We start from the raw sequence: 24981 nt of genomic DNA on the forward strand, positions 1-24981 counted from the left end.
GCTGTTGGAAGAGCTCAATGCGCAGTCGTGCATCAACATGGGCTGGCATGCCGCCGGGGGCTCGAAGCAGCGCATCGACTACCACGCCGCGACGGCTTCTTCGGTGCGCTTGCTGCTCAATGGCCTGGCGCCGGCAAGCGCCTGATACAGCCGACGTAACACGGCCCGCTCCCACAGAGCCCTGCACTATCAATGACCCATGCCGTTTTCTGCCTCCCCAGTGCCCAGAACCACGCCTTGGGCTTTGAGGGCCTGCAACACTGCCACACCTTGAGATTCGATGACTTCCAGTTCGATACCGGCGAGCATTGAAAGCGCCGCAAAGTGCTCGCGCCCCCTGAGCGGCTGCGTTTGCAACGACACCAACAGCGCATGAGCCAACGGCGCCAGGCGCGAAAAGTGGACCTTGTGGTCGGCACCACGGCAAGCCAGCAGCAATGTCGGCTCAGCAGGTGCCTGCAGGGGAATGCTCCCAGGGCCAATATGGCTGACTGGCCAAATGTAGGCTAGCGGCGCCGCCACGCTGGACAGCAACGGCACGCCATCGAGCAGATCACCTTCGGGGTCATGCGCAGGCTCGCTATCGTCGGCGAGCAACAGCACGGTCTCGATCCACTCGTAGTGGGCCAGTTCAGCTACCCAGCCGGGCAGGTCGTCCCGGGCTTGCAGGTAATCAACCAGTTCGCCAGCCACCTCGGTGAACAACGGCGTCTGGCAGCGGTGGCTGGCGTAGAAGTCTTCAATCAGCGCCTGCCATTGCTCACTCGCCAGGCTGGCATGCAGCACCGGGAAGCTGCCGGCCAGCAGCGACTGCATATTGCCGAAGAACAGCTGCCGATACACCGCCAGACGCCGTACCTCGATACCGGGCGGCGGTGCGTTGGCCAGGGGGTCACGGATAAAACGCGCCATGCACAGCTGCTGCTCGCGCAGGGTTTCACCCATGACGCACCTCCGGGGTTTGTGCTGCAGTTTGCAGGGTACGGATGTGGTCCACTTCAGCCAGCAACTCGGGCAGCGGCGGCACATTGAAGTCACGCTCCAGCAGGGTCGGTACGTGACCCAGGTGCTGATAGGCGCTGGCCAGGAGGCGCCAGACATCATCGCTGACGCGTGCGCCGTGGGTGTCGATCTTAAGGTCTGGCGCTTCGTCGTAGTGCCCGGCCACGTGCAGGCATACCACACGCTCGGCCGGCACCTGGGCCAGGAAATCGGCAGCGTCATAGCGGTGATTGCAGGCATTGACGACCACATTGTTGAGGTCCAGCAGCAGGTCGCAGTCGGCCTCGTCGAGGACCGCGCGGAGGAAGTCGATTTCGCTCATCGCCTGATAGGGCGCGGCATAGTAGGAAATGTTCTCCACCGCGATACGGCGCCCGAGGGCATCCTGCACGTCACGGATACGCGCAGCGGTGTGGCGCACGGCTTCGTCGGTGAAGGGCATGGGGATCAGGTCGTAGAGGTGGCCGTCGTCGGCGCAGTAGCTCAGGTGTTCGCTGAACAACGGTGCATGATGGCGGTCAAGGAACCCTCGGATCTGACGCAGAAAGGCGTGGTCCAGCGGTGCGGGGCCGCCAAGCGACAACGACAGACCGTGGCAGGCCAACGGAAAGCGCTCGGCCAGGCGCGCCAAGCCTTCGCCATAAGTACCGCCTACGCCGATCCAGTTGTCCGGGGCGCATTCGAGAAAGTCCACGGCCCCAGCGTCCATGGTCAGCAATTCAGGCAATAGCGCACGACGCAGGCCTAGGCCGGCACCTTGCAGGGACAGGGAAGTGTTCATGGTTGGGTCCTTGAAGCGAGATGCCTTCCCCGAGCCACTGGCCCGGGGAGGTGCGGATGCCGGTCAGTTCTTGGCCTGGCTCAGTTTGCTGTACAGGTCGGACGGGAACGGGTTGCCGTTGGCGTCGAACTGGTGCTTGCGGAACTGGTAGACCTCGCCTTCGGACAGGTAGCCATCATGGTTGGCATCGATCTTGTCGAACTCGCCGTTGGCCTTGGGGGCCACCGCCAGCAGTTCGGCCCGGGAGACGCGACCATCGTGGTCGGCATCGGTACGGGCGAACGAGGCATCGCCGCACTTGCCTTCACCGCACTTGCCTTCAGCCTGGGCGGCTTTGCCCTCGGCACCGCTGGCACCACACTTGCCCTCGCCGCATTTGCCTTCGCCCTGGCTGGCTTTTGCCTTGGCCCCGCTGGCGCCGCACTTGCCCTCGCCACATTTGCCTTCGCCGGCCTTTTCGGCAGCGGCCAGCTGGTAACCCTGGGGCAGCGCTTCGACGGCAAACGCCGATGAGGCCAGGTTGATACCGCCCACCAATGCAATGCTCAGCAAGCCAAGGCGGGTCTTGTTGGGGAATGGGGTCATGGTGCTTCTCCGAATAGTTGCGCGGCCAGGCCGCGCGGTCATGCCTCAAGGGCGAAAGAGCCAGAACGCCAGGCCGTCGGGTCTGTTCGTTCGGGTTAGCCCATTTGGCCCGAGGCATGTATCCGTGACGTATCCGCTGACGACGGCATTTGTAAGCGAGTGGTCGAGGAAGGTGCTGCGATACACAGTGATACACTCGCCCCAGCGTTTTTTACACGAGGGCGACGGCTTGTTCGGCTTGGCCAACCCCCATCATCGACCCTGTCTATCACCCCATCCAGCCTATCGATTTGACTGCGGCAAATTGCCTCAGCTAACGTGACTTCCCTACGAAGTTGCCCCGAGATGTACCGTTTTGCCCTCCTCCTGAATACCTCGCAGCAACCCTCCGCTATTGGTTAACCCGACCTGCGGCGCGCCTCAAGGCGTGGCCGTCGTCCTTGCGTTCGAGTTTCTGAAATGTCCGTCAACACGCCCTCCCGCATTACCGAGCTAGTCATCGAAGCCGGCACCAAGAAAGCCCACCTGCCCGCCCGCGCCACCCTTATCCTGGGGTTCCTCGCCGGGGCATTCATTTCCATGGGATTCCTGCTGGCCATCCATGTCAGCGCGATGATCCCCGCGCCGTGGGCCTCGTTCGGTAACTTGCTGGGCGCTGCCGTGTTCCCGATCGGCCTGATCCTGGTCATCCTGGCCGGCGGCGAGTTGCTGACCGGCAACATGATGAGCCTGCCGCTGGCGATGTTCGCCCGCCGCATCCGCCTGATCGACGTGGCGCGCAACTGGCTGCTGGTAACCGTGGCAAACCTGCTCGGCGCCCTGTTCGTGGCCTATTGCTTCGGCCACCTGCTGGGACTGACCGAAGGCGCCTACCTGAGCAAGACGCTGGCGGCGGCAAACAGCAAGACCAACGCCGACTTCCTGCATGCCTTCGTGTCCGGTATCGGCTGCAACTGGCTGGTGTGCCTGGCGGTGTGGTTGGCGTATGCCAGCAAGGAAATGAGCGGCAAGATTCTCGGTATCTGGTTCCCGATCATGGCCTTCGTCGCCATCGGCTTCCAGCACGTGGTAGCCAACATGTTCCTGATCCCGGCGGCGATCTTTGCCGGCTACCTCAGCTGGGGGCAGTTGGTGCACAACCTGGTGGCGGTGTTCCTCGGTAATGCGGTGGGCGGGGCGATCTTCGTGGCGCTGGCGTATTACGTGTCCTTCGGTGTGCCGGCTGAAGACCCGGCCAGCGTGCGTTAAGCGGCCTCTGCCACGGACGGCAAAATGCCCTTGTGCGACAGCCTCATAACCAAATTCGATCCCTCATTAAAGATTTCCCAGCGGCGCTGCCGCCCCTCCAGCGATTAGAGTCTCCCCACGTCGTAACCCGGCGGGGTGATTTCTAGCGGCCTGTCCTATCTTGTGCTCGCAGAAATTGTCACCACTACAACAATAACGGTGAACACGCATGCACACGCCCAGCGTCGATGTAAAAGAGTGGATCGATAGCCAACCGATCACTCATTACCAACGGTTGATATTGGTGCTCTGCTTCCTGATCGTGCTGTTCGACGGCTTCGATGTCGCCGTCATGGGTTTTATCGCACCCTCGTTGATGCAGGATTGGGGGTTGTCACGGACGGCATTCGGCCCGGTGATGAGCGCTGGCATGGTGGGCCTGGCCATTGGGGCCATCGCCGCGGGCCCTTACGCAGACCGTCTTGGCCGCAAGAGGGTGCTATTACTGGCCGTGACCGGTTTCAGCCTGCTCAGCCTGGCCTGCGCCTTTGCCCACACCCCGTATGAACTGGCGGCGCTGCGCTTGCTGACCGGCGTGGCGCTGGGCGCAGCAATGCCCAACTGTACGACATTGCTTTCGGAGTTCCTGCCCGAGCGCAGCCGCTCGCTGTTGATCACCCTGATGTTCACCGGCTTCAACATGGGCTCTGGCCTGGGGGGCTTTCTTGCCGCCTGGTTGATCCCGCATCAGGGCTGGCATTCGGTGCTGCTGGTGGGCGGCCTGATGCCGCTGGCGCTGCTGCCGTTACTGTGGTGGTTGCTGCCTGAGTCGCCACGCTACCTGGCGGCGCATGGTGCACCGTCCATACAGATTGCCGCCACACTCAATCGCCTGGGCGGCCAATTCACCGAAGCGTCCCGTTTTGTCGTCAGCGAGGCGGCCAGCCATATCAAGGCACCCGTACGCCTGCTGTTCAGCGGGCGCTACCGCCTCGGCACGCTGACCCTGTGGGCGACCTACTTCATGGGCCTGCTGGTGATCTACCTGACCATGGGCTGGTTGCCGACCCTGCTGCGTGATGGTGGCCTGAGCATCGAGCGCGCGGCCACGATCACCGGCCTGTTCCAGATTGCGGGCACTGCAGGTGCCTTGGTGGTGGGCTGGGCAATGGACCGGCGCAACCCTAACCGCATCATCGCCACGGCCTATGCCCTGGGCGGGCTGTGCATCGTTTCGCTTGGCGCGTTCGGCCTTGCGTCGAGCCTGCTGGCCGTCGGCGTAGCCGCCGCCGGTTTTTGCATGAGCGGCGCACAAACCGGGCTCAACGCCTTCGCGCCGGGCTACTACCCCACGGCGTGCCGCGCCACCGGTGTAAGCTGGATGCTCGGCATCGGCCGCTTCGGCGCCATCTTCGGTTCACTCATCGGCGGCGCCGTGCTCAGCCTGGGCCTGGGCTTGCCGCTGTTGTTCATCGCCCTTGGCCTGCCGGCATTCGTCGCAGCCTTGGCTATCCTGGCCAACGGCCACGCCCGGCGCCGTGAGCTGCCGGCTGCGGCCGTGCGGTAACCTGAAACAGAGGACTTTTCATGGCACGTATCATCGGTGGCCTTGCCGTCTCCCACACCCCCACCATCGGCTTTGCGGTGGATCACGACAAACAGCAGGAAGCCGCCTGGGCGCCGATCTTCGAGAGCTTCGAGCCGATCCGTGCCTGGTTGCAGGCGCAACAGCCCGATGTGCTGTTCTACATCTTCAACGACCACGTCACCTCGTTCTTCTTCGACCACTACAGCGCCTTCACCCTGGGTGTCGACACGCAGTACGCGGTGGCCGACGAGGGCGGCAACCCACGTGACCTGCCCGCCGTGGGCGGGCACGCGGCACTGTCCCGGCACATCGGCGAAAGCCTGATGGCCGACGAGTTCGACATGAGTTTCTTCCGCGACAAGCCGCTGGACCATGGCTTCTTTTCTCCGATGTCGGCGCTGCTGCCTTGCGATGAAGGCTGGCCGGTGCAGATCGTGCCGCTGCAAGTGGGTGTCCTACAGCTGCCGATCCCAACGGCGCGGCGCTGCTACAAACTGGGCCAGGCGCTGCGCCGCGCCATCGAAAGCTACCCCGAAGACCTGAAGGTGGCGATCGTCGCCACCGGCGGGGTTTCACACCAGGTCCATGGCGAACGCTGTGGCTTCAACAACCCGCAATGGGATGCCCAGTTCATCGACCTGCTGGTCGATGCCCCCGAACGCCTGACTGAAATGACCCTGGCCGAGTACGCCACCCTCGGCGGCATGGAAGGGGCCGAGGTGATCACCTGGCTGATCATGCGCGGGGCGTTGTCATCATCGGTCGGGCGGCTGCACCAAAGCTACTACCTGCCGTCGATGACCGGTATTGCCACCCTGCTACTGGAGAACCGCGACCAGGCAGCGCCCGCGCCAGTCAACGAGCGCCACCGCCAGCACATGCGCCATCAACTGGCGGGCGTGGAAAAACTCGAGGGCACCTACCCCTACACCCTGGAACGCAGCGCCAAAGGTTACGCCCTGAACAAGTTTCTGCATCGCCTGATCGAGCCGCAGTGGCGCCACCGTTTCCTCACCGAACCGGAGGCGCTGTACGATCAATCCGGGCTGACCGAAGAGGAACGCGACCTGCTGCGCCGCCGCGATTGGCGTGGCCTGATCCACTACGGCGTGATCTTTTTCGTGCTGGAAAAACTCGGCGCGGTGCTTGGGGTGTCCAACCTGGACATCTACGCCGCCATGCGTGGCCAGAGCACCGAAGACTTCATGAAGACCCGCAACCAGCAGGTGCGTTATTCGGTAGCGGGCAAGGCTGCCCGATAACCTCGCGGATGCAGGCCATCAGGGCTGCCGCTGCCGGCGCGTGCAGGCAGCCATTGCGGTAGGTCAGCCCGATGTCCCGGTGGGTTCCGGGCAATGACAAGGGCAGGCGCCGCAACTCATCGGTGGCGATTTCATGGGCCAGTTGATGCGCGGACACGGCTGCCAGCATATCCGAGTGCAGCAACAACCCACGGATGATGGCCAGGTCTGCGCTCTCCACCACCGGGCGCGGCGCAGGCAGTTGCTCGGCGGCAAAACAGGCGTCGAGCAGGTGCCGCGCAGGCGACCCTGCCCGGGGCAGCACCCAGCGCGCCTGCCCGACATCGGCCAGCGTCACCGGCGCCTGGAACAACGGGTGCTCACGCCGGGCCAACACGACCAGCGCCTCCGTGATCAGCGGTTCACCGGTCAGGTCACTGGCATAGCCGTGCGGCCGCAACGCCCCCAGCACGAAATCCACATCCCCTGCTCGCAGCTCGGTCGCGAGCAGGTCGAACGGGCTTTCGTTGGTGATCACGCGCACCTGCGGATGGCTATCGACCAGACGAACAATCGCTTCGGGCAGGATGCGCGAGCGCCCCAACGGCAGCGCCCCCACCTGCACAACGCCTTGCACGGTACCGCGCATGGCGCTCAGGTCGCTTTCAATATGGCGCAGCTCGTTCAGCGCTCGGCGGATCGGAAACAGGATGTCCTGGCTGACCCGAGTCGGCTGAAGCCCGCGCGGGGTGCGCTCGAACAATGGCTTGCCGCACCCGCCTTCCAACACCTTGAGCGCCGAGCTCACCGCAGGCTGGCTGAGTGCAAAGTGGCTGGCCACCGTCTGCATGTGCAGGGTTTGGCACAGCTTCACGAAGATTTCCAGGCGCCGCGCCTGAAACAGGTAGAGCGGCTCCAGGGCGATGTCCGCACCGAGCAGGCGCGGCACGGCATCGAGCTCGGCCAGCACGCGCCGGGCACGTGGCAACACGCAAGCGCCAAATTCGGACAAGCGCATGCCATTGGCATGGCGCTCGAACAACGGCGCCGCCAGGCGCTTTTCCAGCTCGGCGATGGCGCGGGTGATCACCGACTGCGCGCGGAACAGCAGCTGCGAGGCCCGGGATACGCTGCCCACATCGGCCACGCGGACAAACGCGCGCACCTGCATGAGGTTGGGTAGGTCGGTGTCGATCATCGCGTCTCCTGCCAGCACGGGTCACAGTGTGCGACTATGCACCGCAAAACCCCAACAATAAACAAAAAGCATACCCCCACTACTGGAACGCATTAGTCCGCGCCTGGCGCCGATGACATCCTGCACACACCCCCTCGCAGGAGCCAATCCAGATGAATGCATTACCGAAAACAGCCCTCGTGGTCAGTGCCCATTCCGCCGATTTCGTCTGGCGAGCCGGCGGCGCCATCGCCCTGCATGCCGAGCAGGGTCATGCCGTGCATATCGTCTGCCTGTCCTTCGGTGAGCGCGGCGAGTCGGCCAAGCTGTGGCGCAAAGGCGAGATGACCGAGCCGAAAGTCAAGGCCGCACGCCGCGACGAGGCGCTGGCTGCCGCTGAAATCCTCGGTGCCAGCGTGGAGTTCTTCGACATCGGCGACTACCCGATGCGCGCCGACAAGGACACCCTGTTCCGCCTGGCCGACGTGTTCCGTAGGGTTCAACCAGCGTTCGTGCTCAGCCACTCGCTGAAAGACCCGTACAACTACGACCACCCGCTGGCCATGAACCTGGCCCAGGAGGCGCGCATCATCGCCCAGGCCGAAGGCTACCGGCCGGGTGAAACCATCGTTGGCGCCCCCCCGGTGTACGCCTTCGAGCCGCACCAGCCGGAGCAGTGCGAATGGCGGCCGGACACCTTCCTCGACATCACCCCGGTGTGGGACAAGAAGTACGCCGCCATCCAGTGCATGGCGGGCCAGGAACACCTGTGGGAGTACTACACCCGCGTCGCCCTGCAGCGTGGCGTGCAGGCCAAGCGTAATGTCGGCATCACCAGTGCGCGCAACATCGTCTACGCCGAGGGCTTCCAGAGCGTCTTCCCGCGGGTGACGGAGCACCTGGCATGAGCGCGCTGATCGGCAAGACCGGCATCGTGGTACGTAACATCGAGCGCGTGCAAACAGAGGTGATCGACGCGTTGGCCAAGCTTGGGGTTGCCACCGTGCACGAGGCACAGCGCCGCAAAGGTCTGTTCGACACAGGCTTGCGCCCCCTCCAGCAGGGTGTGGGGGTGGCGGGTAGCGCAGTGACGGTGCTGGTTGCCCCAGGCGACAACTGGATGTTTCACGTCGCCGTCGAGCAGTGCCGGCCCGGTGACGTGCTGGTGGTGGCGCCCAGCTCGCCCTGCACCGACGGCTACTTCGGCGACCTGCTGGCCACCTCGCTCAAGGCCCGCGGCGTGCGCGGCCTGGTCATCGATGCCGGCGTGCGCGACAGCCAGGCCTTGCGCGAGATGGGCTTTGCCGTCTGGTCCCGGGCCATCAGCGCGCAAGGCACGGTGAAGGAAGTGCTCGGGTCGGTAAACCTGCCCGTGCTGTGCGCGGGCCAATTGGTCAATGCTGGCGACGTCATCGTCGCCGACGACGACGGCGTGGTCGTGGTCCGCCACGGCGAAGCCGGCGCCGTGCTGGACGCCGCCAGCCAGCGCGCCGAACTGGAAGAGCGCAAGCGCCTGCGGCTGGCCGCCGGTGAGCTTGGCCTGGACATCTACGACATGCGCCTGCGCCTGGCGGCCAAGGGCCTGCGTTACGTCGACCAGCTCACCGACCTGGAAGGCTGAACATGACCCAGACCCGCATCCCGTGCCTGCTCATGCGCGGTGGCACCTCCAAGGGCGCGTACTTCCTGGCTGACGACCTGCCGCCTGAGGGCGCGTTGCGCGACCGTGTACTGCTGGCCGCGATGGGCTCGCCCGATGCACGCCAGATCGATGGCATCGGCGGCGCCGACCCGCTGACCAGCAAGGTGGCGATCATTCGCCCGTCGCGCCGCGAAGATGCCGACGTCGACTACCTGTTCGCGCAAGTGGTGGTGGGTGAAGCGCGGGTGGACTACGGCCAGAACTGCGGCAACATACTGGCCGGCGTCGGCCCCTTCGCCATCGAGCGCGGCCTGGTGACGGCCACCGGCGCGCTGACGCCGGTGCGCATTTTCATGGAGAACACCGGGCAACTGGCCCTGGCCCAGGTACCCACTGCCGAAGGCCAGGTGCAGTACACCGGGGAGACACGCATCGACGGTGTACCTGGGACGGCGGCACCGCTGGTGGTGAGCTTCGAGGACGTCGCAGGCAGCAGCTGCGGCGCGCTGCTGCCCACCGGCAACAGCCGTGACCTGATCGACGGTGTGCAGGTCACCTGCATCGACAACGGCATGCCGGTGGTGATAGTGCGCGCCGCGGACCTCGGCCTTACCGGCCATGAGCGCCCTGAGGTGCTGGAAGGCGACAGCGGGCTGAGATCACGCCTGGAGTCGATACGCCTGCAGGCGGGCCCGCGCATGAACCTGGGTGACGTGCGCCAGCGCAACGTGCCGAAGCTGTGCCTGGTGTCGGCGCCGCGCCAGGGAGGGGCGATCAACACGCGTTCGTTCATCCCCCACCGCTGCCACGCCGCCATCGGCGTGTTCGGCGCGGTCAGCGTCGCCACTGCCTGCCTGGTCGAAGGCTCGGTGGCGCAAGGGCTGGCGCAGGTCGCTGCAGCGGACGACCAGCGGCTTTCGGTCGAGCACCCCAGCGGCGAGTTCACTGTCCAGATCAGCCATCAGGATGGCGCGATTGGCCGTTGTGGGCTTGTACGCACCGCGCGTTTGCTGTTCGACGGGCACGTTTGCGTTGGCCAACGGATCGGCTCAGCCGCTGATAAACCCTGAACGTTGGCAACAAGCTCCAGGCGCAGGAAATCGACGCAGTCGACTGCGCGTTGCAAGCCTGCCGCTGACCGGCGGCAGCGGAACCTGCGGAACGGGTATTGGCCGGGAGGAGTCTGAACTTCAGTCCCGGCGCCCGATTGCGCGGAGGCAACTGCACATGAGCTTCATTGTCTGGGTCGCCATGCTTGGCGTGGTGCTGTTGCTGCTGGCGCTGACGTCCTCTTACCTGCGCTGGATCCCTGTCACCACATCGGTGGTGTGCCTGGCGCTTGGCATTACCCTGGGCCCGAGCGGGTTGGGGCTGCTGCAACTCGACCTGGGTAATGCCAGCGGCTGGATGGAGCACCTCACCGAAGTGGCGGTGCTGTTCTCGCTATTCGTCAGTGGCCTCAAGCTGCGCCTGCCGTTGCGCAACCGCAACTGGCGGGTAGCGGCCTTGCTGGCGGGACCGGTGATGCTGATAGGCATTGGCGGGGTGAGCGCATGCCTGCACTACGGCTTGAACATGAGCTGGGGCGTATCGGTGCTTATTGGCGCAATGCTCGCCCCGACCGACCCTGTACTGGCAACGCTGGTACAGGTCAACGACGCGCAGGACCATGACCGTGTGCGCTTCAGCCTGTCGGGCGAAGCGGGGCTCAACGATGGCGTTGCCTTCCCGTTCGTGATTCTCGGCCTGCTCCTGTTGCAGGATGGCAAGGACGCTCAATGGCTCACTGACTGGTTTGTCCAGGACCTGTTGTGGGCGGTGCCTGCCGGGCTGCTGTGTGGCTACTGGATGGGGCGTGGGCTGGGGCATTTCACCCTGTATTTGCGCACTCGCCACGATGACAGCACCGTTTCACCCAACGATTACCTGGCACTTGCCCTGATCGCGATGGCGTATGTATTCGCCGACCTCATCCAGGGTTACGGCTTTCTCGCCGTGTTCGCTGCAGGGCTAGGCTTGCGTCAGGCCGAAGTCCATTCCAGCGCCGAGCCGCATGCACCCGCCGAACACCTGGTGCAGCCGGTGGTCGGCCACCAGCACGTGGCCCCCGAGCATGCGGTAAAGGGGGATATCGAGGCGCTGGAGGACACCCAGGTGGCCGCCGGCATCATGCTGGGCGACATGCTGTCGTTCGGCGGGCTGGTGGAGCGGGCGATGGAGGTGTTTCTCCTCACCCTGCTAGGCGTGGTGTTGCTGGAACACTGGGACTGGCGGGCGTTGTGGGTTGCCGGGGTGCTGTTCGTGGTCATCCGGCCATTAAGCATCATTCTGCTACCTTGGGGGGGCCTGCTGGACCTGCGTCAGCGACTCATGCTCGGGTGGTTTGGCATACGCGGGATTGGCAGCCTGTACTACCTGTTCTACGCACTGAATCACCCGCTGCCAAGCAGCGTTGCAGCGTCGAGCATCGACTTGACGTTATCGGTAGTGGCCTTGAGCGTGCTGATGCATGGGCTCAGCGTGCAGCCTATCCTGACCTGGTATGAACGGGCCGGTGCTCGCCTGCGTCGTCAGTAGACCGGCGAGCACGCGCCCGATGCTTCAGGACGGGAAGCCCAAGCCCTCGGACAGGTCGGTGTCCCCTGCCCTGTGGGTGCCGCTGGGTGCCGGTTTGGCAGTTGCTTCCTTGACCGTTTCCGTGACCGCTTGCCTGGCTTGCTCGCCCTGGGCTTTCAGCGTGCCGGTCAACTTGTCGCTGCTGGCGCCCATCAATTCATCTTCCTTGCGGGTGCCGGGCAAGGCCGCCCCCAGTGCAGCGCCCAAGGCAATGCCCAGAGCGGCCAGCACCAAAGGTTGCTCCTTGAGCAAGTGATCGAACTGGCCTTTCAACGCGCTGGCCTGCCCGCTCACCTGATCGGCTGCCCCACGCAGGCTGTCCGCCGAGCCGTGCACCGATTCCCGTGCACCCCGCCCCAACTCGTGCGCACGGTCACGAAGATCATGCGCTTTGCCGCTGACGCTGTGGCCGGCATCGTGCAGCGCTTCACCCGCATGGGCGAAGGCGCCTTTCACAGCATCGACTGCCTCGCCAAGCTTCGCCCCCATGCCCGGCCCGGAATGCACTGGGCCGGGGTTGAATGGGCGGTTCTGGTTAAGGCCCAGCCAGGCCAGGCCCAACACCGTCAGGGTGGTCGGCACCGGGTTGTTCTTCAGGGTCGTGCCGAGGTTGTGGAAGAACTCGCCGCCATTGCCCTTGGTGTAGGCCAGCATCTGGTCCATCAGCTGGCCTGGGCTCAGGCGTTGCTCCAAGGCGTCCACCAAGTCGCTGATGTGCTCGCGCTTGGCGTTGATTTCCTGTTCGAGCAGGTCGGGGTCCTTGTGCGTTTCAGTTTCGAAGGAGGTACTCATGGCAGTTTCCTCTTCAGCGCATGCTTGTCCTGCTGCATGGCATGCAGCGTGCGATCCGGGGTCAACTGGCCCGGTTCGAACTGTTTTTTGCCCGACTGCAGCATGATGAAACCGATCATCATGGTCACGGCCCCGACAATCAGTGCGGCCAACCATGGCGCGACGAACAGGGCCAGGGCATAGACCGCGGCCAGCAGCAGGATGATGAACCCAGCCAACAGCACGATCGCGCCTGCCGCCACGGCTGCGGTGCCGGCTTTCAGGGTATTGAGGTTATGCTGCAGTTCGGCCTTGGCCAGCGCCAGTTCCTGGGTGAACAGCTCGGGAACTTCACGCATCAGTTGGCGCAGCAGGCCGCCCACCCCAACGCTGTCCTCCACTGGCGCGTGCAACGATGGGTCAGCATGTACAGGGTCCTTGTTCATCATTCACCTCCTTTGAGCGGGTCGCGCTCCAGGGGACCGCCGCTTACCGGCGTACCGGCGCCCATACCAACAGGGTCGACCGGGGTATAGGGCTTGTGGGTGGACACGTCACTGGCCCGGTCGGGCATGGGCGGCGCGGTGTGGTGGGGCTCGCTGGCGCCGTAGACTGGAGCCGGGGTGGCTGCAGCCGGTGCATGGCCGGCACTGGCACGCAGGAAACGCGACATGGCGAAACCGATGACCACGCTGCCCGCCAGGAACACCGCAGGGTTGTCCCGCGCGAGGCGCGAGCCCCTGTGCAACAGGTCTTCGGCGCTTTCGTGACGAATCTGCTCGGCGAAACTACCCAAGTACTCGGCCGCCTGGCCCAGATACTGGGACAGGCCCAACGTGTCGTTGCCCTCCAACGCCGAAGCAGCCGACTGCGCCCCTTGCTTGAGCGAATCGAGCTGCTCGGCTGCGGTATCACGGTAATGTTCGAATTGCTCAGTGCCCTGGACCTTTGCCTCGTTCAGCAAAGCGCCTGCTTCGCCGCTGATGGCATGCAGGTGGTCCTGGGTACTGCTCGGCGGCGACGCCGCATTCGGCTCGCGTTCCATGGTCATGTCCCTCGCAAGTGAAGACCCGGCGGCTGCCGGAATCTGTGCCTCTCAGTCGGGTGACGTGGCGCGTGCGCAGGGAGTTCAGTGGGAGTGATCAGCAACCGCTACCTGCGGCGCCAAGGGCTTGTGCAGGGTTTACCGGGGCCCCTGGGTTATTGGCGATCACATGGTGCAAATGAAAAGCCCGCGCAAAAGCGCGGGCCCTAGCACGCTTGGCGATCCGCTCAGTTGTCCAGTTCGTCCTTGATGATGTTGCCGCTGTGCGGGTCAACCTGGAACTCGTAGCGCTTGCCATCCGCCTTCATGCCCTCGCCTTCCCAGTGACCATCATCGGCTTCGATCTTGGTGATCTGGGTGTAGCCGGCACCTTTCAATGCCACTTCGGCCTGATCTTTGGTGACCTTCCAGTCGGCGCCGGGCTGATCGGCCCAGGCCGAGGAAGCGCCCAATGCACCGACCAGTGCCAGGCCAGTCAACAGTCGAGTCATCGCTTTCATTGCCAACATCCTTTTTTGCCAGGTTTGAAGGATGCGACTCTGCTGACACTGATGCAGTTCATTTGCAAATCACCCGCATACGATTTTGCATGACGCGTTGCAGCCGTGATCAATTGGCAATACGCGACAAGCCGACCTGCACCGTTTCATCGTGGCGATAGCCGGTCTGCCCCTGCAGCGGCGGCTGCCCTTCCAACTGCCGGGTGCGCGCCCCTGAGCGGTAGCCCAGCGGGCTGATGCCCAGCTGACGCTGGAAGCTGCGGCGCATGCGCTCTTCATTGCCAAAGCCGGTCGACAGGGCGATGCGCTTGATCGGCTCGGCGCTGCTTTCGAGCAACCGGCAGGCCGCTTCCAGGCGCAACGTTTCGACCGTTTGCGCCGGTGTGCCGCCGGTGGCTGAAACATAGGCGCGGGCGAAATGCCGCGGGCTCATGCCAAAGCGCTCGGCCAGCCGCTCGACGCGCAGGTCCCCGTCCAGGTTTTCTGCAATCCAGGCATGCAGGCGCACCAGACGCTGATCGCGGTCGCTGCGCAGCGCGTCGCTCTGGGCCTTGAGGGTGGCGCTCAGTTGAGACTGCTCGGCCGAGCGGCGCAGGAACACCGTGAAGTAACGGGCAAGGGCCAGCGCGGCATGGGGGCCAAGGTCCTCTTCCAGCAGCGCCAACCCGAGGTCGATGCCCGCCGCGGCGCCGCCACAGGTCCACAACCCTTCGTCACGCAGGAACAGCGCGCTGCGTTCGACATCCAGGGTGGGGTAATCGCGCTGCAAGTCATCGGCGAACTTCCAGTGGGTGACCACCCGCCGCCCGTCCAGCAGTCCCGCCGCCGCCAGGGCAAAGGCACCCGTCCCCACCGAACAGACTCGCCTCAGCGTCGGCACGCGTGCGCGCAGCCAGTCGATCACTCCGGTATTTTTCTCGACGACCGTCACCCCAGGGCCGCCGATCACGATCAGTGTGTCCAGCGCCTCGTCGTCGCCGATATCGAGCAGCGCGCGCGTCTGCACGACAATGCCGGAGATGCTCTCGATCGGCCCGCCGCCCGGGGATGCCAGCACCACCCGGTACGGCGGCTGCCTGGCAAACGCGTCACCCAGCACCCGCGAAGCAGCGGCGAAGACCTCCAGCGGGCCGGCTGCGTTGAGCAGCAAAGCCCCCGGAAATGCCAGCACCAGTACCGTACGCGGACTTTCCATGGCAGAAAAGGAGGGGTGTTTGGCATAGTGGCGCAGCGGTTGCCTCGACATACTCAAGCCGTCCGATGATTCGAGAGCCGCCATGATGCACACAAAGCCGACCCTGACCAAGCGCCTGGGCGCCCTGTTCGCCACCGTGCTGGCCAGCCACCTGCTGCTTGCCGGCCAGGTGCAGGCCGAACCTTCGGCGCTGGGCGGCCAACCCCCTGAAGCGCTGGCCCAGGCGCAGTTGAAGGTCGGCGACCAGAGCGGCCTGACGCGGGCGCTTTTGAGTGCCGCGGGCGAGGATCATGGGATGCCGTATCGCCTGGCCTGGCGCCCCTTCGTCGCTGGCCCGCCGCTGCTCGAGGCGCTGAACGCCGGGGCCATCGATGTGGGCGTGGTGGGCAACGCACCACCGGTCTTCGCCCAGGCAGGCCAGGCCCAGGTGCGTATCGTTGCGGCGGCAGAAGGCGCGCAGAACAACAACGCCCTGCTCGTCCCCGCCACTTCGCAGGTTCGGCAGGTGGCCGATTTGAAGGGCAAGCGTATCGCCGTGGCCAAGGGCACCAGCGGCCATTACCTGCTGCTGGCCGCTCTGACCCAGGCGGGGCTGCGCAGCAGCGATGTCGAGCTGCTGTATGCAAGCCCGGTGGATGCGCAGAATGCCTTCGCCGGTGGCCAACTGGACGCCTGGGCGGTGTGGTACCCCTTCGTTGGCCAGGCCACCGCACAAGGCGCGCGGCGCCTGCTGGACGGCAGCCGCTGGCCAGAGACCGGGCTCAATTTCACGTTGGCCAGCGAGGGCGCGCTGGGCGACCCGTTGCAAAGTGCAGTCATCGGCGACTTCATCCAGCGCCTGGCCAGGGCACAGGCGTGGGCCAGCGCCAACCCCGCGCCCTGGGCCGAGCGCCTGGCCCAGGCCACGCGGCTGCCGCTGCCATTGGTACAGGACATGCTTGCCCATCAGCACCTGCGTTTCGTCCCCCTGGATGCCCGGGTCAGCGCGCTGCAGCAGCGGCTCGCCGATGCGTTCGTCCAGGCCCGCCTGATCCCTCGGCCCATGCAGGTCAGCGAGATCTTCGATCCGCGCTACAACGCCCTGCTGCCCGCCGCCCACTGAACCCGTTTCGCCCGCCAGCCGCCTTTCGCGGCACGGCGGCGCTCACCCTGGAGAACGCCATGTCACGACTTGATAGCACCACTCTGCGGCGCCACGCCACCGGCCTGATTGCCGTGGACGAAGAACGCTCCGCCGGTGGCTACACCCTGTTCGCCCCGCAAACGGCAGGCGGCACTGTCTTCCTGATCGACCTGCAGGGCCGCGAAGTGCATCGCTGGGCGCTGCCCCAGCGCCCCGGCCGCGATGCCGTGCTGCTGGCCAACGGCAACCTGGGCTACAACGGCAACCACCCGGATTCACCGGACCGTTTCCCGGGCTGGTCGGTCTGGCATGGCGGCCAGTTCAGCGAAGTGACACCCGAGGGCGAGATCGTCTGGCAGTTCACCGACCTGGCACACCACCACGATGCCCAGTGGCTGGCCAACGGCAACTTGCTGTACACCACCGCCGAACCGCTGCCGGCGCAGATCGCGCGGCGGGTGCTGGGTGGCATCCCGGGCAGCGAAGCCCCGGGTGGCGTAATCTACGGCGATGTGGTCAAGGAGGTCGACCGCGCCGGCAACCTGGTGTGGGAGTGGCGCAGCTGGGAGCACCTGGCGCCGGAAGACTACCCGCTGCACGACAGCTTTGAACGCTATCACTGGCCGATGACCAACGCCGTGACCCCGGCCAGCGATGGCAAGGTTTTGCTCAGCCTGCGCAGCGTGTCCTCGGTGATCTGCGTGCAGCGTGGCAGCGGCCGTGTGCTGTGGCGCCTGGGCCACGACCTGGTGGCGCAGCAGCACTGCCCCAGCGAGCTGGATAACGGCAACGTGCTGGTGTTCGACAACGGCATTTCTCGGCCGCACGTGTCGATGCCGCACTCGCGCATCATCGAGGTCGACCCCATCGCGCAGCGCATCGTCTGGCAATATGCCGATACCCCCGGCTACGCCTTCTTCACCCCGTTCATGGGTGGCGCCCAGGCCCTGCACAACGGCAACGTGCTGGTTACCGAGGCCAATTTTGGCCGCCTGTTCGAGGTGACCCGCGCCGGCGACGTGGTGTGGGAATACATCAACCCGCATTTTGCTGCCTACCCGGACGCGGCCTCACGGGCCTATCTGCCCGGTGAAAACAACGCGATCTTCCGCGCGCATCGCTACCAGCGCCAGGACATCCCCTGGCTGCGCGACTGATACCACCGCCTCCCCCCTCGTCGATCACGCTTACGCAAACCACGCGCAGCGAGGTCCATTCATGCCTGGAGTTCATGATGACCACGCCCGTTCCACGCCTCGCCTGCGCGTCCGCTTTGCGGATGCTGGCCCCTTCACTTCTCGCCCTGGCCTGCGCGCCACCCGTGTTCGCCGCCCCTGCTGTCACGGCGGCGGCAAACACCGCCGCAACGGCCGATGACACCACGCTGCGCACCGTCACCGTCACCAGCCGCCGGCGCAGCGAGGATGCGCAATCGGTGCCCACCGCCATGACCGTGCTCTCGGCGCAGACCCTGGATGACCAGCGCCTGTACCGCCTGCAGGACCTTCAGCAGGCACTGCCCAGCGTCAACGTCGCGTTCATGCATGCGCGCCAGTCGAGCCTGTCGATTCGCGGTCTGGGTAACAACCCGGCCAGCGACGGCCTTGAAGGCAGTGCCGGCATCTACCTGGACAACGTCTATCTGGGCCGCCCGGGCATGGCCGTGTTCGACCTGCTGGACATCGACCAGCTGGAACTGCTGCGGGGGCCGCAAGGCACCCTGTTCGGCAAGAACACCACGGCCGGGGTACTGAACATCAGCACTCGCAGGCCGACCTTCACCCCGGAGGGGCGTGTGTCGAGCTCGCTGGGCGAGGATGGCTACGTGCAGAACCAGGCAAGCTTTTCCGGCCCGCTGAGCACCACAGTGGCTGGCCGCCTCTCGGCTTACCGCACCCGCGAGAACGGCTATGTGGACAACGATTTCGACGGGCATACCCTAGGCGGCGGTACCCGCCAGGGCCTGCGCGGCCAGCTCCTGTTCGAGCCCAACGAAGCGTTCAACGCCCGCTGGATCGCCGATTACAACGAAGAGCATTCCAGCGCGGGCACCCGCTCGTTGTTCAGCACCGGCCCGACCCTCAACGGCGTGAACCTTTACCAGCAGCGTGCCGAAGCCGTCGGTGCGACACTCGCACGCGGCCGCCACGTCAACCTGGACGCCGACCAGCGCGTAACGGTGTTCCAGGGTGGCACCAGCCTGGAAGCCAACTGGACCACGCCCGCCGACTACACCCTGACCTCCATCAGCGCCTACCGCGGGTGGGACTTCACCCCGCGCAACGATGACGAGCTGAACGTGCCGGTTATGTACAACGTCGGCCAGTCGGCGCGCGACGAGCAATACTCCCAGGAGTTTCGCCTGGCCTCGCCCTCCGGCGGCGCATTCGACTACGTGCTGGGGGCTTTCTACTTTCACCAGGCGATGCGCAATAAAGTGTTCACTGACTATGGGCCGCTCGCCGATACCTGGAACGGCACGCCCCAGGGCGCGCTGAACAACGTCACCAGCATCGGCCACGGTCAGGTCGATACCGACAGCTTTGCCCTGTTCGCCCAAGGCACCTGGCACCTTTCGCCGCGCCTGGAATTCACCGCCGGCGTGCGTGGCACCTACGAGGCAAAGCAGGCGCGCGTCACCCGCGATGCGCCGGTCGGTGGTGCGGCCGTCAGCGGGCGCGCAGCCAGTGTGCGCAACGCACGGCTCGGCGCTTACGACTCGGGTGACCTCAACCTGTACAGTTTCAGCCCCTCGGCGCTGCTGAGCATGAGCTATCGCTTCGATGAACAGGTCATGGGCTATGTGTCGCTGTCCCATGGCGAAAAGTCTGGCGGGGTCAACCTGTCGGTGGCCAGCGCCCCGGTGGCCGGCGCCGACTCGCTGCTGATCGGCAGCGAACGCGCCAACGACGCTGAACTGGGCATCAAGAGTTCGCTGTTCGAACAACGCCTGCTGCTCAACGCCAACCTGTTCTGGACGCGGGTGCACGGTTACCAGACCAACGCCTACGATGACGCCAACCTGACCAGCTACCTGACCAACGCAGGCTCCGTGCGCAGCCGTGGCGTCGAGTTCGAGGCCACCCTGCTGCCTGCACGAGGGCTGACGCTGAACGTCAACGGGTCCTTCAACGATGTCCGCTACCTCTCCTACCCCGACGCACCCTGCCCGGCAGAAGTGGCGCTGCAGCCGGGCGCGCCCGCCGCGTGCGACCTGGGCGGGCACGCGGTGGTCGGCGCCTCGAAGTGGATGTTCAATGGCAACGGCACCTACGAGGGGCAACTGCAAGCGCTGCGGCCCTATGTGAATGCCAGCTACGCGTTCCGCTCACATGCCGTGGGCACGGTCGATGACTCACGTTACGCACAACTGCCAAGCTATGCGCTGATCAATCTGGCGGCAGGGCTGCGCGGCGACCTTGGGGACGGCCAGTGGGACGTTTCGCTGTGGCTGAAGAACGCCTTCGACAAGACCTACTACAGCACCTTGTGGAACTCGCCCAATGGCGCCTACACCGGCGTGCTGGGCACGCCGCGCACGCTGGGGGTGACCGCCCGCTACGACTTCTGAGGGCCGGTCAACGCCGTTCCAGCACCTTGGCCAACACGAAGGTTGCCACCACCGCCAGCACCACCGCGGCAGCGATGGACGGCACAGTGCCCAGCGCCACGATTGAGCTTTTCACCGCCAGGTAGAAGCCCAGCACGCCCACTGCACCGATGGCATTGCCCCGCACGATCGCCCCCAGCTCGTGGTGCCCGCCCTGAACGTGGGCGAACACTGCCAGCGGCCAGGCGATCACCGGGATCGGTGCCAGCAGGCCGCTGGCCACCGGCCCGAGCCATTCAGCGCTGGCGGTGATCGCTACCAGCAGCAAGGTGGCCGTCAGCATGCGCATCGGGATCACCCAGCGCGGCAACGGCACGACCTTCGCAGCGGGGGCGCCTGCCTTGTTCGAGGAGACGACGATGATCAGCGTGAGCAGCAGCAAGGTCACACCGACCGACAGCGCCACCACACCCACCCGGCTCATGACGAAGGCGGTTGCCGCGTAAACCGCCAGGGCCGCGATGCAGCCGGTAAATGCCGATACCCGCCGAGTCACCAGGAAGTAGAACAGGTAGGTGGCCTGCACCGCCGCCAACCCGGCCAATGCTCCCGGCACAGCCTGCAACGCAAAGCCCGGCCCCTGTTCCAGGCTGAGAAACAGCATGACCAGGGCCGAAGTGACCGGCAGCCCAGAGAGCAAGCCACCGATCTGGGCACCCCAGCGCCTGGCCGCCAGCGAGATGGCCAGCATGAGCGTCGGGGTGATGAGGAACTTGAGGTAAAAGGCAGTCATAGAAAGCAAAGTCAGGTTCAAGAAAAAGGGATGGGCCATGCACTTGGCGAAGCCCATGCTAATTGAACCGGGGTGGCTTTACGCACGTTTTTTTATCGCGGCAATGCCCATCGGCGCCTTCGGCGCCCAGACACCGAACAGCGCTTCCCGGACAACCTGCTCACGGGCAAAAACGACTACTTGCTGCGCCCGAGACACCGAGAACTCAACCCGGCAGCGCAGCTGTTCTATGACTGGCTCCAGGCATCGTCTGAAACTCAGTGATGCAACAGGTAGGCGCCAGCAGGCACGTGCTTTTGCAGCTTCTTGCATTTACCGGGCGCAGGTTGGTGCCCCGGTGGGCGATCGGGGAACCAGATCCGGCATTTGCCCGGCGGCGGTCGTTGGCCACGCGGCACCTCGAAAGCGGCATCGGCCACGAGGGGGCCCGCTGCACCCTGCATCTGCTCGGCAGCCGCAAGGGTGACGGAGCGTGCGGGCTCCGGGGCCGTCTGTGCTTGTATTGCCTGGCTTGCCGACACCTTTACGGCATTGGGGGGCGTTCCGGAGGTGCGCGCTTCGTTCGCCGCCTGAATCAACTGCTGGTTGCGATTGCGCAACGCCACGTTGCGCCCGACACGCAGGTTGGACCGCGCCGCCAGCACTTGCGCCTGATCGTATTGCCCTTGCTGCAGGCGCAACACGCCAAGGTAGTGCAGCGTGGCGGGGTTGTTCGGCTGGATTTGCAGTGCCCGCTCCAACGTGGCAGCGGCCTGGTCCAGCTGGCCTTGCGCATATTGCCTGGAGGCGGTTTCGATCAGCAGGGTCGAGGCATTGTTACTGCGCTCGGCGGCAACGGTGAAATGGCACACGGCGACGCTGAACAACAGGGTCAGGGCCGACAGCATACGCTTGCTTGTCATCAGGAAAGCACTCGACGGGGCCACGCAGGCCAGGCTCGAAAGAAGAGGCTATCGACCTGGCCCAGGCATTGAAGTTCCCGATCAACCGCTCAGATAGTCATGCAAAGCCTCGCCCAGCACCTCGAACACCTGGGCTATACGCTTGATCCGGCGCAGGTCGCTGTGCATGGCGATCCACACGTCGACGTCAAAACCGAAACGGTCCGCCAGCACATGAGTCAGCCCCTGCTGATTGCCGATGCACGTCGGGCACAGACCAAAGCCCAAACCTGCCTTGAGCGCGGCGAGTTGGGCTAGGTGATTATCGGAGGCGATTGCAAAATGCTGATCCGGCTCACACAGCCCTGTTGCGACCAGCCGCCGCAGATCGGCCGAGCGCCGGTCTGGCCCGATCAGCGGGCCGCGGCGCAGTGCGTCGAGGGTTTCCGGTCTACCGTAGCGTTCCAGGCACTGGGTGCTGGCATGCACGCCGACGCGCAAGCTGCCGACGCGCCTCACGGTAATGTCGGACTCAACCGGCCGCATCAGGCGTACGGCAATATCCGACTGCAGCCTGGCGATGTCTTCCAGCGAGTCGCCGATGCTCAGCTCAAGCTTCAACCCGGGGTGGCGATGATGAAAGTCGCGTAACAAGCCAGGCAGCACCTCCACGCCAAGCAGGTTGCCGCACGTCACCCGCACGGTGCCGCTGTCGGTGGCCGTTTCGGCGCTGGCCATGCGGCTAAACGCCTGCGCAGCGAGGTCCATGCGCTCGACATGTTCGATCAACCCGCGCGCTGCTGTGGTCGGCGTGAGGCCCGCAGGCGTACGGGTGAACAGGCTCAAATCCAGCGACCGCTCCAGGTGGTCCAATCGCCGCCGCGCCGTGGCCTGGGCAATGCCTAGCAGCTTCGCCGCGCCGCTCAGGCTGCCGGTGCGCAGCACCGCCAGAAACACCCGCTGGCTTTCCCATTCAAGCCCGCTCATACATTCTTGACCAACGACTGCTCCATTTTCGCTCTTCTACCCGGGGCGGCCAACGCGGATGATGCGCCCCTGATTCGTCTCGGACGCCATTGTAAGGATTAACACCATGCGATTCACCGGTCATTGCCGCTGCGGGCAACTCTCGCTCGAAATCGAAGCCGACGCGCGCCCGCCCCTGTATGCCTGCCACTGCCTCAACTGCCAGCGCTGGAGCGGCAGTGCATTCGGCCTGCACCTGCTGTGCGTGGCCACGGCGGTGCAGGTGCAGGGGGAGCCCAGCACCTATGTGCACGAACATGAGGGCCAGACGTCGACGCAGTACGCTTGCGGCGTGTGCCATACCCGGCTGTTCAACGAAACCACGGCAGCGCCCGGTATGCGCGTGGTGCGCGCTGGCGTGCTGGAGGGGGCAGACCAGTTCACCCCCGTGGCGCATATCTGGACCCGGCGCAAGCAGCCTTGGGTAACCCTGCCGGACGGCGTTGCGCAGTGGCAGGAAACGCCAACCGCAGAAGCCTTCGCGGGGGCATTGATGGGGTGAGACGGCCAGCGTGGCAGCCGCCAGAAAAGCGGCTCCGCTTGCTGGCTGTTTCAACCCTCAGAAGCGGTATTCTGCTCGCCCGCAGCTTCAGCCTCCATCTTCAACCGGTCAGCCTTGCAGATGTACTTGGGCTTGCTTTTCGGCGCCAGTTTGGCCGCGGCCTTCTTCTGGTGGGCTTGCAGCAGCTGTTTGATTTTCTTGCGACGGTTCATGGTGCCACTCGGTGTGCAGGTGTGATCAGGTTGCGCACATCATACGCGTGCTCGCAGGCAACATCACATTGCTTCACCTCGCGCTTGCCGCTAGAGTCTGCCGTTGGGCGTTCGCTGCGCCTGCGGTCCGCGCAAAGGGGTTGCCCAAGCCACGCGTCATCCATTTTCCATTCCAGCTCCCGGCTTGTCGGCGGACCGAGCCCCACAAGGAGTTGGCATGCCCGCCCTCAATGCTTCCCGTCACCATGGCCTGCTCGACCTGGCCGACCTGCGCAAACGCGCCAAACGCTTGCTGAAGGCTGTCAACCAGGGCGAGGCCGATGATGCGCGCGAACAACTGCGCCTGCTCGGCCTGGCAGGCCCGACGTATCGACTCGCCGATGCCCAATGGCTGCTGGCCCGTGAAGCTGGCTTTGCCAGTTGGCCAAAGCTCAAGGCCCATGCCGATGCCGTCGCGTTTGCCGCGCGCCACCCAAGCTTTGCCGCCGATGGCGAGGCCGGCGTGCAGCACTGGCGCTGTGGCAACGACATCGCCCACAGCTTGCGTATCGCGGGCTTCAAGGGCGCGTTTCACATGTTCGACGACCCAATGGTCATGGGGCCGGTGCCGGCACTGCCTGAAGACCGATACTGGCAGGTGCGCGCCGCCTACACGCAGCAGGCATTCAACCTGGGTGAACAGGACGTCGAGCAACGACAGGCAAAACAGCGCGCGGCACTGGCACAACTGAACGCCGACAGTGAGGTGGTGCTGTGGTGCGAAGGCGACGCTTACGACCAGCTGTTTCTGATCCGTGTTCTGGCCAGCCTCCCCTGCCTGCCACGACGGCTCGAACTGATCGAAACCGATCAGGTGCCGGGCATCGAGCGCTTTATCGGCATCGGTCAACTGGCCCCCGACCTGCTTGCCTGGCTGTGGCCGCAACGCCGGCCCTTGGGTGAAGACGCCCTGGCCCTGGCGCAGCAGGCGTGGGCTGCCTACACAGCCCCAGACCCACGCGCCTGGGCCGCCCTTGCAGCCCGAGAGCACCCACCGTTGCCGCTATTGGGGGCAGCGTTGGCGCGCCAGCTGCAGGAGCTGCCGGGAGCAAACGACGGCCTCGGCCTCACAGAACGCCTGGTGCTGCGCATCCTCGCGCAAAAGGGCGAATTGCCGGCCGGCCGCGTGTTTGCGCAACTGATGATGCACGATGAGCCGCTGCCTTACTTGGGCGACCTGATGTTTCATGTGCTGCTGAAGCCCTTGATCCATGCGCCACGCCCACTGCTGCTGGAAGGCGCGGGAGAGGCTTGGGCGCAACGGCACTTGCGGCTGACAGCGCTTGGCGAGAGCATCCTCGACGGCCAGGCCAACTGGCTGGACCAGGCGCCTGCGCCGCGTTGGGTGGGAGGGGTGCTGATCGATGCCGATCAAACGCCTTGGGTAGTCAGTGAGCAAGGCGCCGTATCGCAGCGTCGATAAGCCGCTCCAGGCAAACCTTGTCCGCGTTCTTGCCTGGCGTCAGACGCGGACATCCGCCCGTC

The 24981-nt window shown here is 65.1% G+C and carries 26 protein-coding genes; 13 read left to right on the plus strand and 13 right to left on the minus strand.

Going from position 1 to position 24981, the window contains the following annotated elements:
* The first annotated feature begins 4 nt into the window (after nucleotides 1–4).
* Nucleotides 5–145: a hypothetical protein gene (locus ACIPIJ_RS12540; protein WP_401076898.1), complete on the plus strand. Its 141-nt coding sequence runs from the start codon at nucleotides 5–7 to the stop codon at nucleotides 143–145.
* Between the two features lie 44 nt (nucleotides 146–189).
* Here the strand turns inward: ACIPIJ_RS12540 and ACIPIJ_RS12545 are convergent, their stop codons facing one another.
* The 3 genes from ACIPIJ_RS12545 to ACIPIJ_RS12555 all read right to left on the minus strand — a co-directional run bounded on the left by ACIPIJ_RS12545 (nucleotide 190) and on the right by ACIPIJ_RS12555 (nucleotide 2368).
* Nucleotides 190–945, minus strand: a complete 756-nt coding sequence (locus ACIPIJ_RS12545) for a DUF2063 domain-containing protein (RefSeq protein WP_401076900.1) — start codon at nucleotides 943–945, stop codon at nucleotides 190–192.
* Nucleotides 938–1783 (minus strand): DUF692 domain-containing protein, encoded by an 846-nt coding sequence (locus tag ACIPIJ_RS12550; protein ID WP_401076902.1) that lies wholly within the window; start codon nucleotides 1781–1783, stop codon nucleotides 938–940. The genes ACIPIJ_RS12545 and ACIPIJ_RS12550 overlap by 8 nt, the downstream gene beginning before the upstream one ends.
* A gap of 63 nt (nucleotides 1784–1846) precedes the next feature.
* Nucleotides 1847–2368 carry a hypothetical protein gene (locus ACIPIJ_RS12555; RefSeq protein ID WP_401076905.1) on the minus strand — a complete coding sequence of 174 codons (522 nt, stop codon included), beginning with the start codon at nucleotides 2366–2368 and terminating at the stop codon, nucleotides 1847–1849.
* 459 nt (nucleotides 2369–2827) lie between these two features.
* Between ACIPIJ_RS12555 and ACIPIJ_RS12560 the strand changes: the two genes are divergently transcribed.
* From ACIPIJ_RS12560 to ACIPIJ_RS12570, 3 genes are all read left to right on the plus strand, one after another.
* Complete coding sequence (locus tag ACIPIJ_RS12560; RefSeq protein ID WP_401076908.1) at nucleotides 2828–3616, plus strand: formate/nitrite transporter family protein; 789 nt, start codon at nucleotides 2828–2830, stop codon at nucleotides 3614–3616.
* Nucleotides 3617–3824: 208 nt separating this feature from the next.
* On the plus strand, nucleotides 3825–5162 hold the full coding sequence (locus tag ACIPIJ_RS12565) for an MFS transporter (protein WP_401076911.1): 1338 nt from the start codon (nucleotides 3825–3827) through the stop codon (nucleotides 5160–5162).
* A 20-nt stretch (nucleotides 5163–5182) separates the two neighbouring features.
* On the plus strand, nucleotides 5183–6445 hold the full coding sequence (locus ACIPIJ_RS12570) for a gallate dioxygenase (RefSeq protein ID WP_401076914.1): 1263 nt from the start codon (nucleotides 5183–5185) through the stop codon (nucleotides 6443–6445).
* Here ACIPIJ_RS12570 and ACIPIJ_RS12575 read toward each other — a convergent pair.
* Nucleotides 6387–7622: a LysR family transcriptional regulator gene (locus ACIPIJ_RS12575; RefSeq protein ID WP_401076917.1), complete on the minus strand. Its 1236-nt coding sequence runs from the start codon at nucleotides 7620–7622 to the stop codon at nucleotides 6387–6389. The two genes, ACIPIJ_RS12570 and ACIPIJ_RS12575, sit on opposite strands and share 59 nt — an antisense overlap.
* Before the next feature lie 152 nt (nucleotides 7623–7774).
* Between ACIPIJ_RS12575 and galB the strand changes: the two genes are divergently transcribed.
* From galB to ACIPIJ_RS12595, 4 genes are all read left to right on the plus strand, one after another.
* On the plus strand, nucleotides 7775–8509 hold the full coding sequence (galB, locus tag ACIPIJ_RS12580) for a 4-oxalmesaconate hydratase (protein ID WP_401076920.1): 735 nt from the start codon (nucleotides 7775–7777) through the stop codon (nucleotides 8507–8509).
* Entirely contained in the window at nucleotides 8506–9222 is a 717-nt protein-coding gene (locus tag ACIPIJ_RS12585) for a 4-carboxy-4-hydroxy-2-oxoadipate aldolase/oxaloacetate decarboxylase (RefSeq protein ID WP_401076923.1), read from the plus strand. The genes galB and ACIPIJ_RS12585 overlap by 4 nt, the downstream gene beginning before the upstream one ends.
* Nucleotides 9223–9224: 2 nt before the next feature.
* Nucleotides 9225–10313, plus strand: coding sequence for a 4-oxalomesaconate tautomerase (locus ACIPIJ_RS12590; protein WP_401076926.1), 1089 nt, complete (start codon nucleotides 9225–9227; stop codon nucleotides 10311–10313).
* Nucleotides 10314–10470: 157 nt separating this feature from the next.
* The gene (locus ACIPIJ_RS12595; RefSeq protein ID WP_401076928.1) at nucleotides 10471–11820 is read left to right on the plus strand and encodes a cation:proton antiporter; all 1350 of its coding nucleotides are present in this window, start codon (nucleotides 10471–10473) and stop codon (nucleotides 11818–11820) included.
* Between the two features lie 24 nt (nucleotides 11821–11844).
* Here ACIPIJ_RS12595 and ACIPIJ_RS12600 read toward each other — a convergent pair whose 3' ends face one another.
* From ACIPIJ_RS12600 to ACIPIJ_RS12620, 5 genes are all read right to left on the minus strand, one after another.
* The gene (locus ACIPIJ_RS12600) at nucleotides 11845–12651 is read right to left on the minus strand and encodes a DUF3618 domain-containing protein (protein WP_401076931.1); all 807 of its coding nucleotides are present in this window, start codon (nucleotides 12649–12651) and stop codon (nucleotides 11845–11847) included.
* Nucleotides 12648–13076, minus strand: coding sequence for a phage holin family protein (locus tag ACIPIJ_RS12605; protein WP_401076933.1), 429 nt, complete (start codon nucleotides 13074–13076; stop codon nucleotides 12648–12650). Before ACIPIJ_RS12605 ends, ACIPIJ_RS12600 begins: the two co-directional genes overlap by 4 nt.
* Nucleotides 13076–13675, minus strand: coding sequence for a hypothetical protein (locus ACIPIJ_RS12610; protein ID WP_401076936.1), 600 nt, complete (start codon nucleotides 13673–13675; stop codon nucleotides 13076–13078). Before ACIPIJ_RS12610 ends, ACIPIJ_RS12605 begins: the two co-directional genes overlap by 1 nt.
* Nucleotides 13676–13902: 227 nt before the next feature.
* Nucleotides 13903–14175 (minus strand): PepSY domain-containing protein, encoded by a 273-nt coding sequence (locus tag ACIPIJ_RS12615; RefSeq protein ID WP_401076938.1) that lies wholly within the window; start codon nucleotides 14173–14175, stop codon nucleotides 13903–13905.
* A gap of 109 nt (nucleotides 14176–14284) precedes the next feature.
* A complete protein-coding gene (locus ACIPIJ_RS12620) occupies nucleotides 14285–15421 on the minus strand; it encodes a GlxA family transcriptional regulator (RefSeq protein WP_401076940.1) in 1137 nt (378 codons plus the stop codon).
* A 31-nt stretch (nucleotides 15422–15452) separates the two neighbouring features.
* On the opposite strand from ACIPIJ_RS12620, the gene ACIPIJ_RS12625 reads away from it, so the two are divergent.
* The 3 genes from ACIPIJ_RS12625 (at nucleotide 15453) to ACIPIJ_RS12635 (ending at nucleotide 20064) form a co-directional block, all read left to right on the plus strand.
* Nucleotides 15453–16472 (plus strand): ABC transporter substrate-binding protein, encoded by a 1020-nt coding sequence (locus ACIPIJ_RS12625; RefSeq protein ID WP_401076943.1) that lies wholly within the window; start codon nucleotides 15453–15455, stop codon nucleotides 16470–16472.
* A 59-nt stretch (nucleotides 16473–16531) separates the two neighbouring features.
* On the plus strand, nucleotides 16532–17650 hold the full coding sequence (locus tag ACIPIJ_RS12630; protein WP_401076945.1) for an aryl-sulfate sulfotransferase: 1119 nt from the start codon (nucleotides 16532–16534) through the stop codon (nucleotides 17648–17650).
* 77 nt (nucleotides 17651–17727) lie between these two features.
* Nucleotides 17728–20064 carry a TonB-dependent receptor gene (locus ACIPIJ_RS12635; RefSeq protein WP_401076948.1) on the plus strand — a complete coding sequence of 779 codons (2337 nt, stop codon included), beginning with the start codon at nucleotides 17728–17730 and terminating at the stop codon, nucleotides 20062–20064.
* Nucleotides 20065–20071: 7 nt separating this feature from the next.
* Here ACIPIJ_RS12635 and ACIPIJ_RS12640 read toward each other — a convergent pair whose 3' ends face one another.
* The 3 genes from ACIPIJ_RS12640 to ACIPIJ_RS12650 form a co-directional block, all read right to left on the minus strand.
* Entirely contained in the window at nucleotides 20072–20836 is a 765-nt protein-coding gene (locus tag ACIPIJ_RS12640; protein WP_401076951.1) for a hypothetical protein, read from the minus strand.
* Nucleotides 20837–21093: 257 nt separating this feature from the next.
* Nucleotides 21094–21738 carry a tetratricopeptide repeat protein gene (locus tag ACIPIJ_RS12645; protein ID WP_401076953.1) on the minus strand — a complete coding sequence of 215 codons (645 nt, stop codon included), beginning with the start codon at nucleotides 21736–21738 and terminating at the stop codon, nucleotides 21094–21096.
* Between the two features lie 81 nt (nucleotides 21739–21819).
* Nucleotides 21820–22704 (minus strand): LysR family transcriptional regulator, encoded by an 885-nt coding sequence (locus ACIPIJ_RS12650; RefSeq protein ID WP_401076955.1) that lies wholly within the window; start codon nucleotides 22702–22704, stop codon nucleotides 21820–21822.
* A 106-nt stretch (nucleotides 22705–22810) separates the two neighbouring features.
* On the opposite strand from ACIPIJ_RS12650, the gene ACIPIJ_RS12655 reads away from it, so the two are divergent.
* Nucleotides 22811–23245, plus strand: coding sequence for a GFA family protein (locus ACIPIJ_RS12655; protein ID WP_401076958.1), 435 nt, complete (start codon nucleotides 22811–22813; stop codon nucleotides 23243–23245).
* Nucleotides 23246–23295: 50 nt separating this feature from the next.
* On the opposite strand, the gene ACIPIJ_RS12660 is transcribed toward ACIPIJ_RS12655, so the two are convergent.
* Nucleotides 23296–23457 (minus strand): DUF2986 domain-containing protein, encoded by a 162-nt coding sequence (locus ACIPIJ_RS12660; protein ID WP_401076960.1) that lies wholly within the window; start codon nucleotides 23455–23457, stop codon nucleotides 23296–23298.
* A 217-nt stretch (nucleotides 23458–23674) separates the two neighbouring features.
* On the opposite strand from ACIPIJ_RS12660, the gene ACIPIJ_RS12665 reads away from it, so the two are divergent.
* A complete protein-coding gene (locus tag ACIPIJ_RS12665; RefSeq protein ID WP_401076963.1) occupies nucleotides 23675–24919 on the plus strand; it encodes a DUF1835 domain-containing protein in 1245 nt (414 codons plus the stop codon).
* Nucleotides 24920–24981 lie beyond the last annotated feature (62 nt).

It is taken from the genome of Pseudomonas sp. NPDC087185, from assembly GCF_044744955.1.
Classification (GTDB): domain Bacteria; phylum Pseudomonadota; class Gammaproteobacteria; order Pseudomonadales; family Pseudomonadaceae; genus Aquipseudomonas.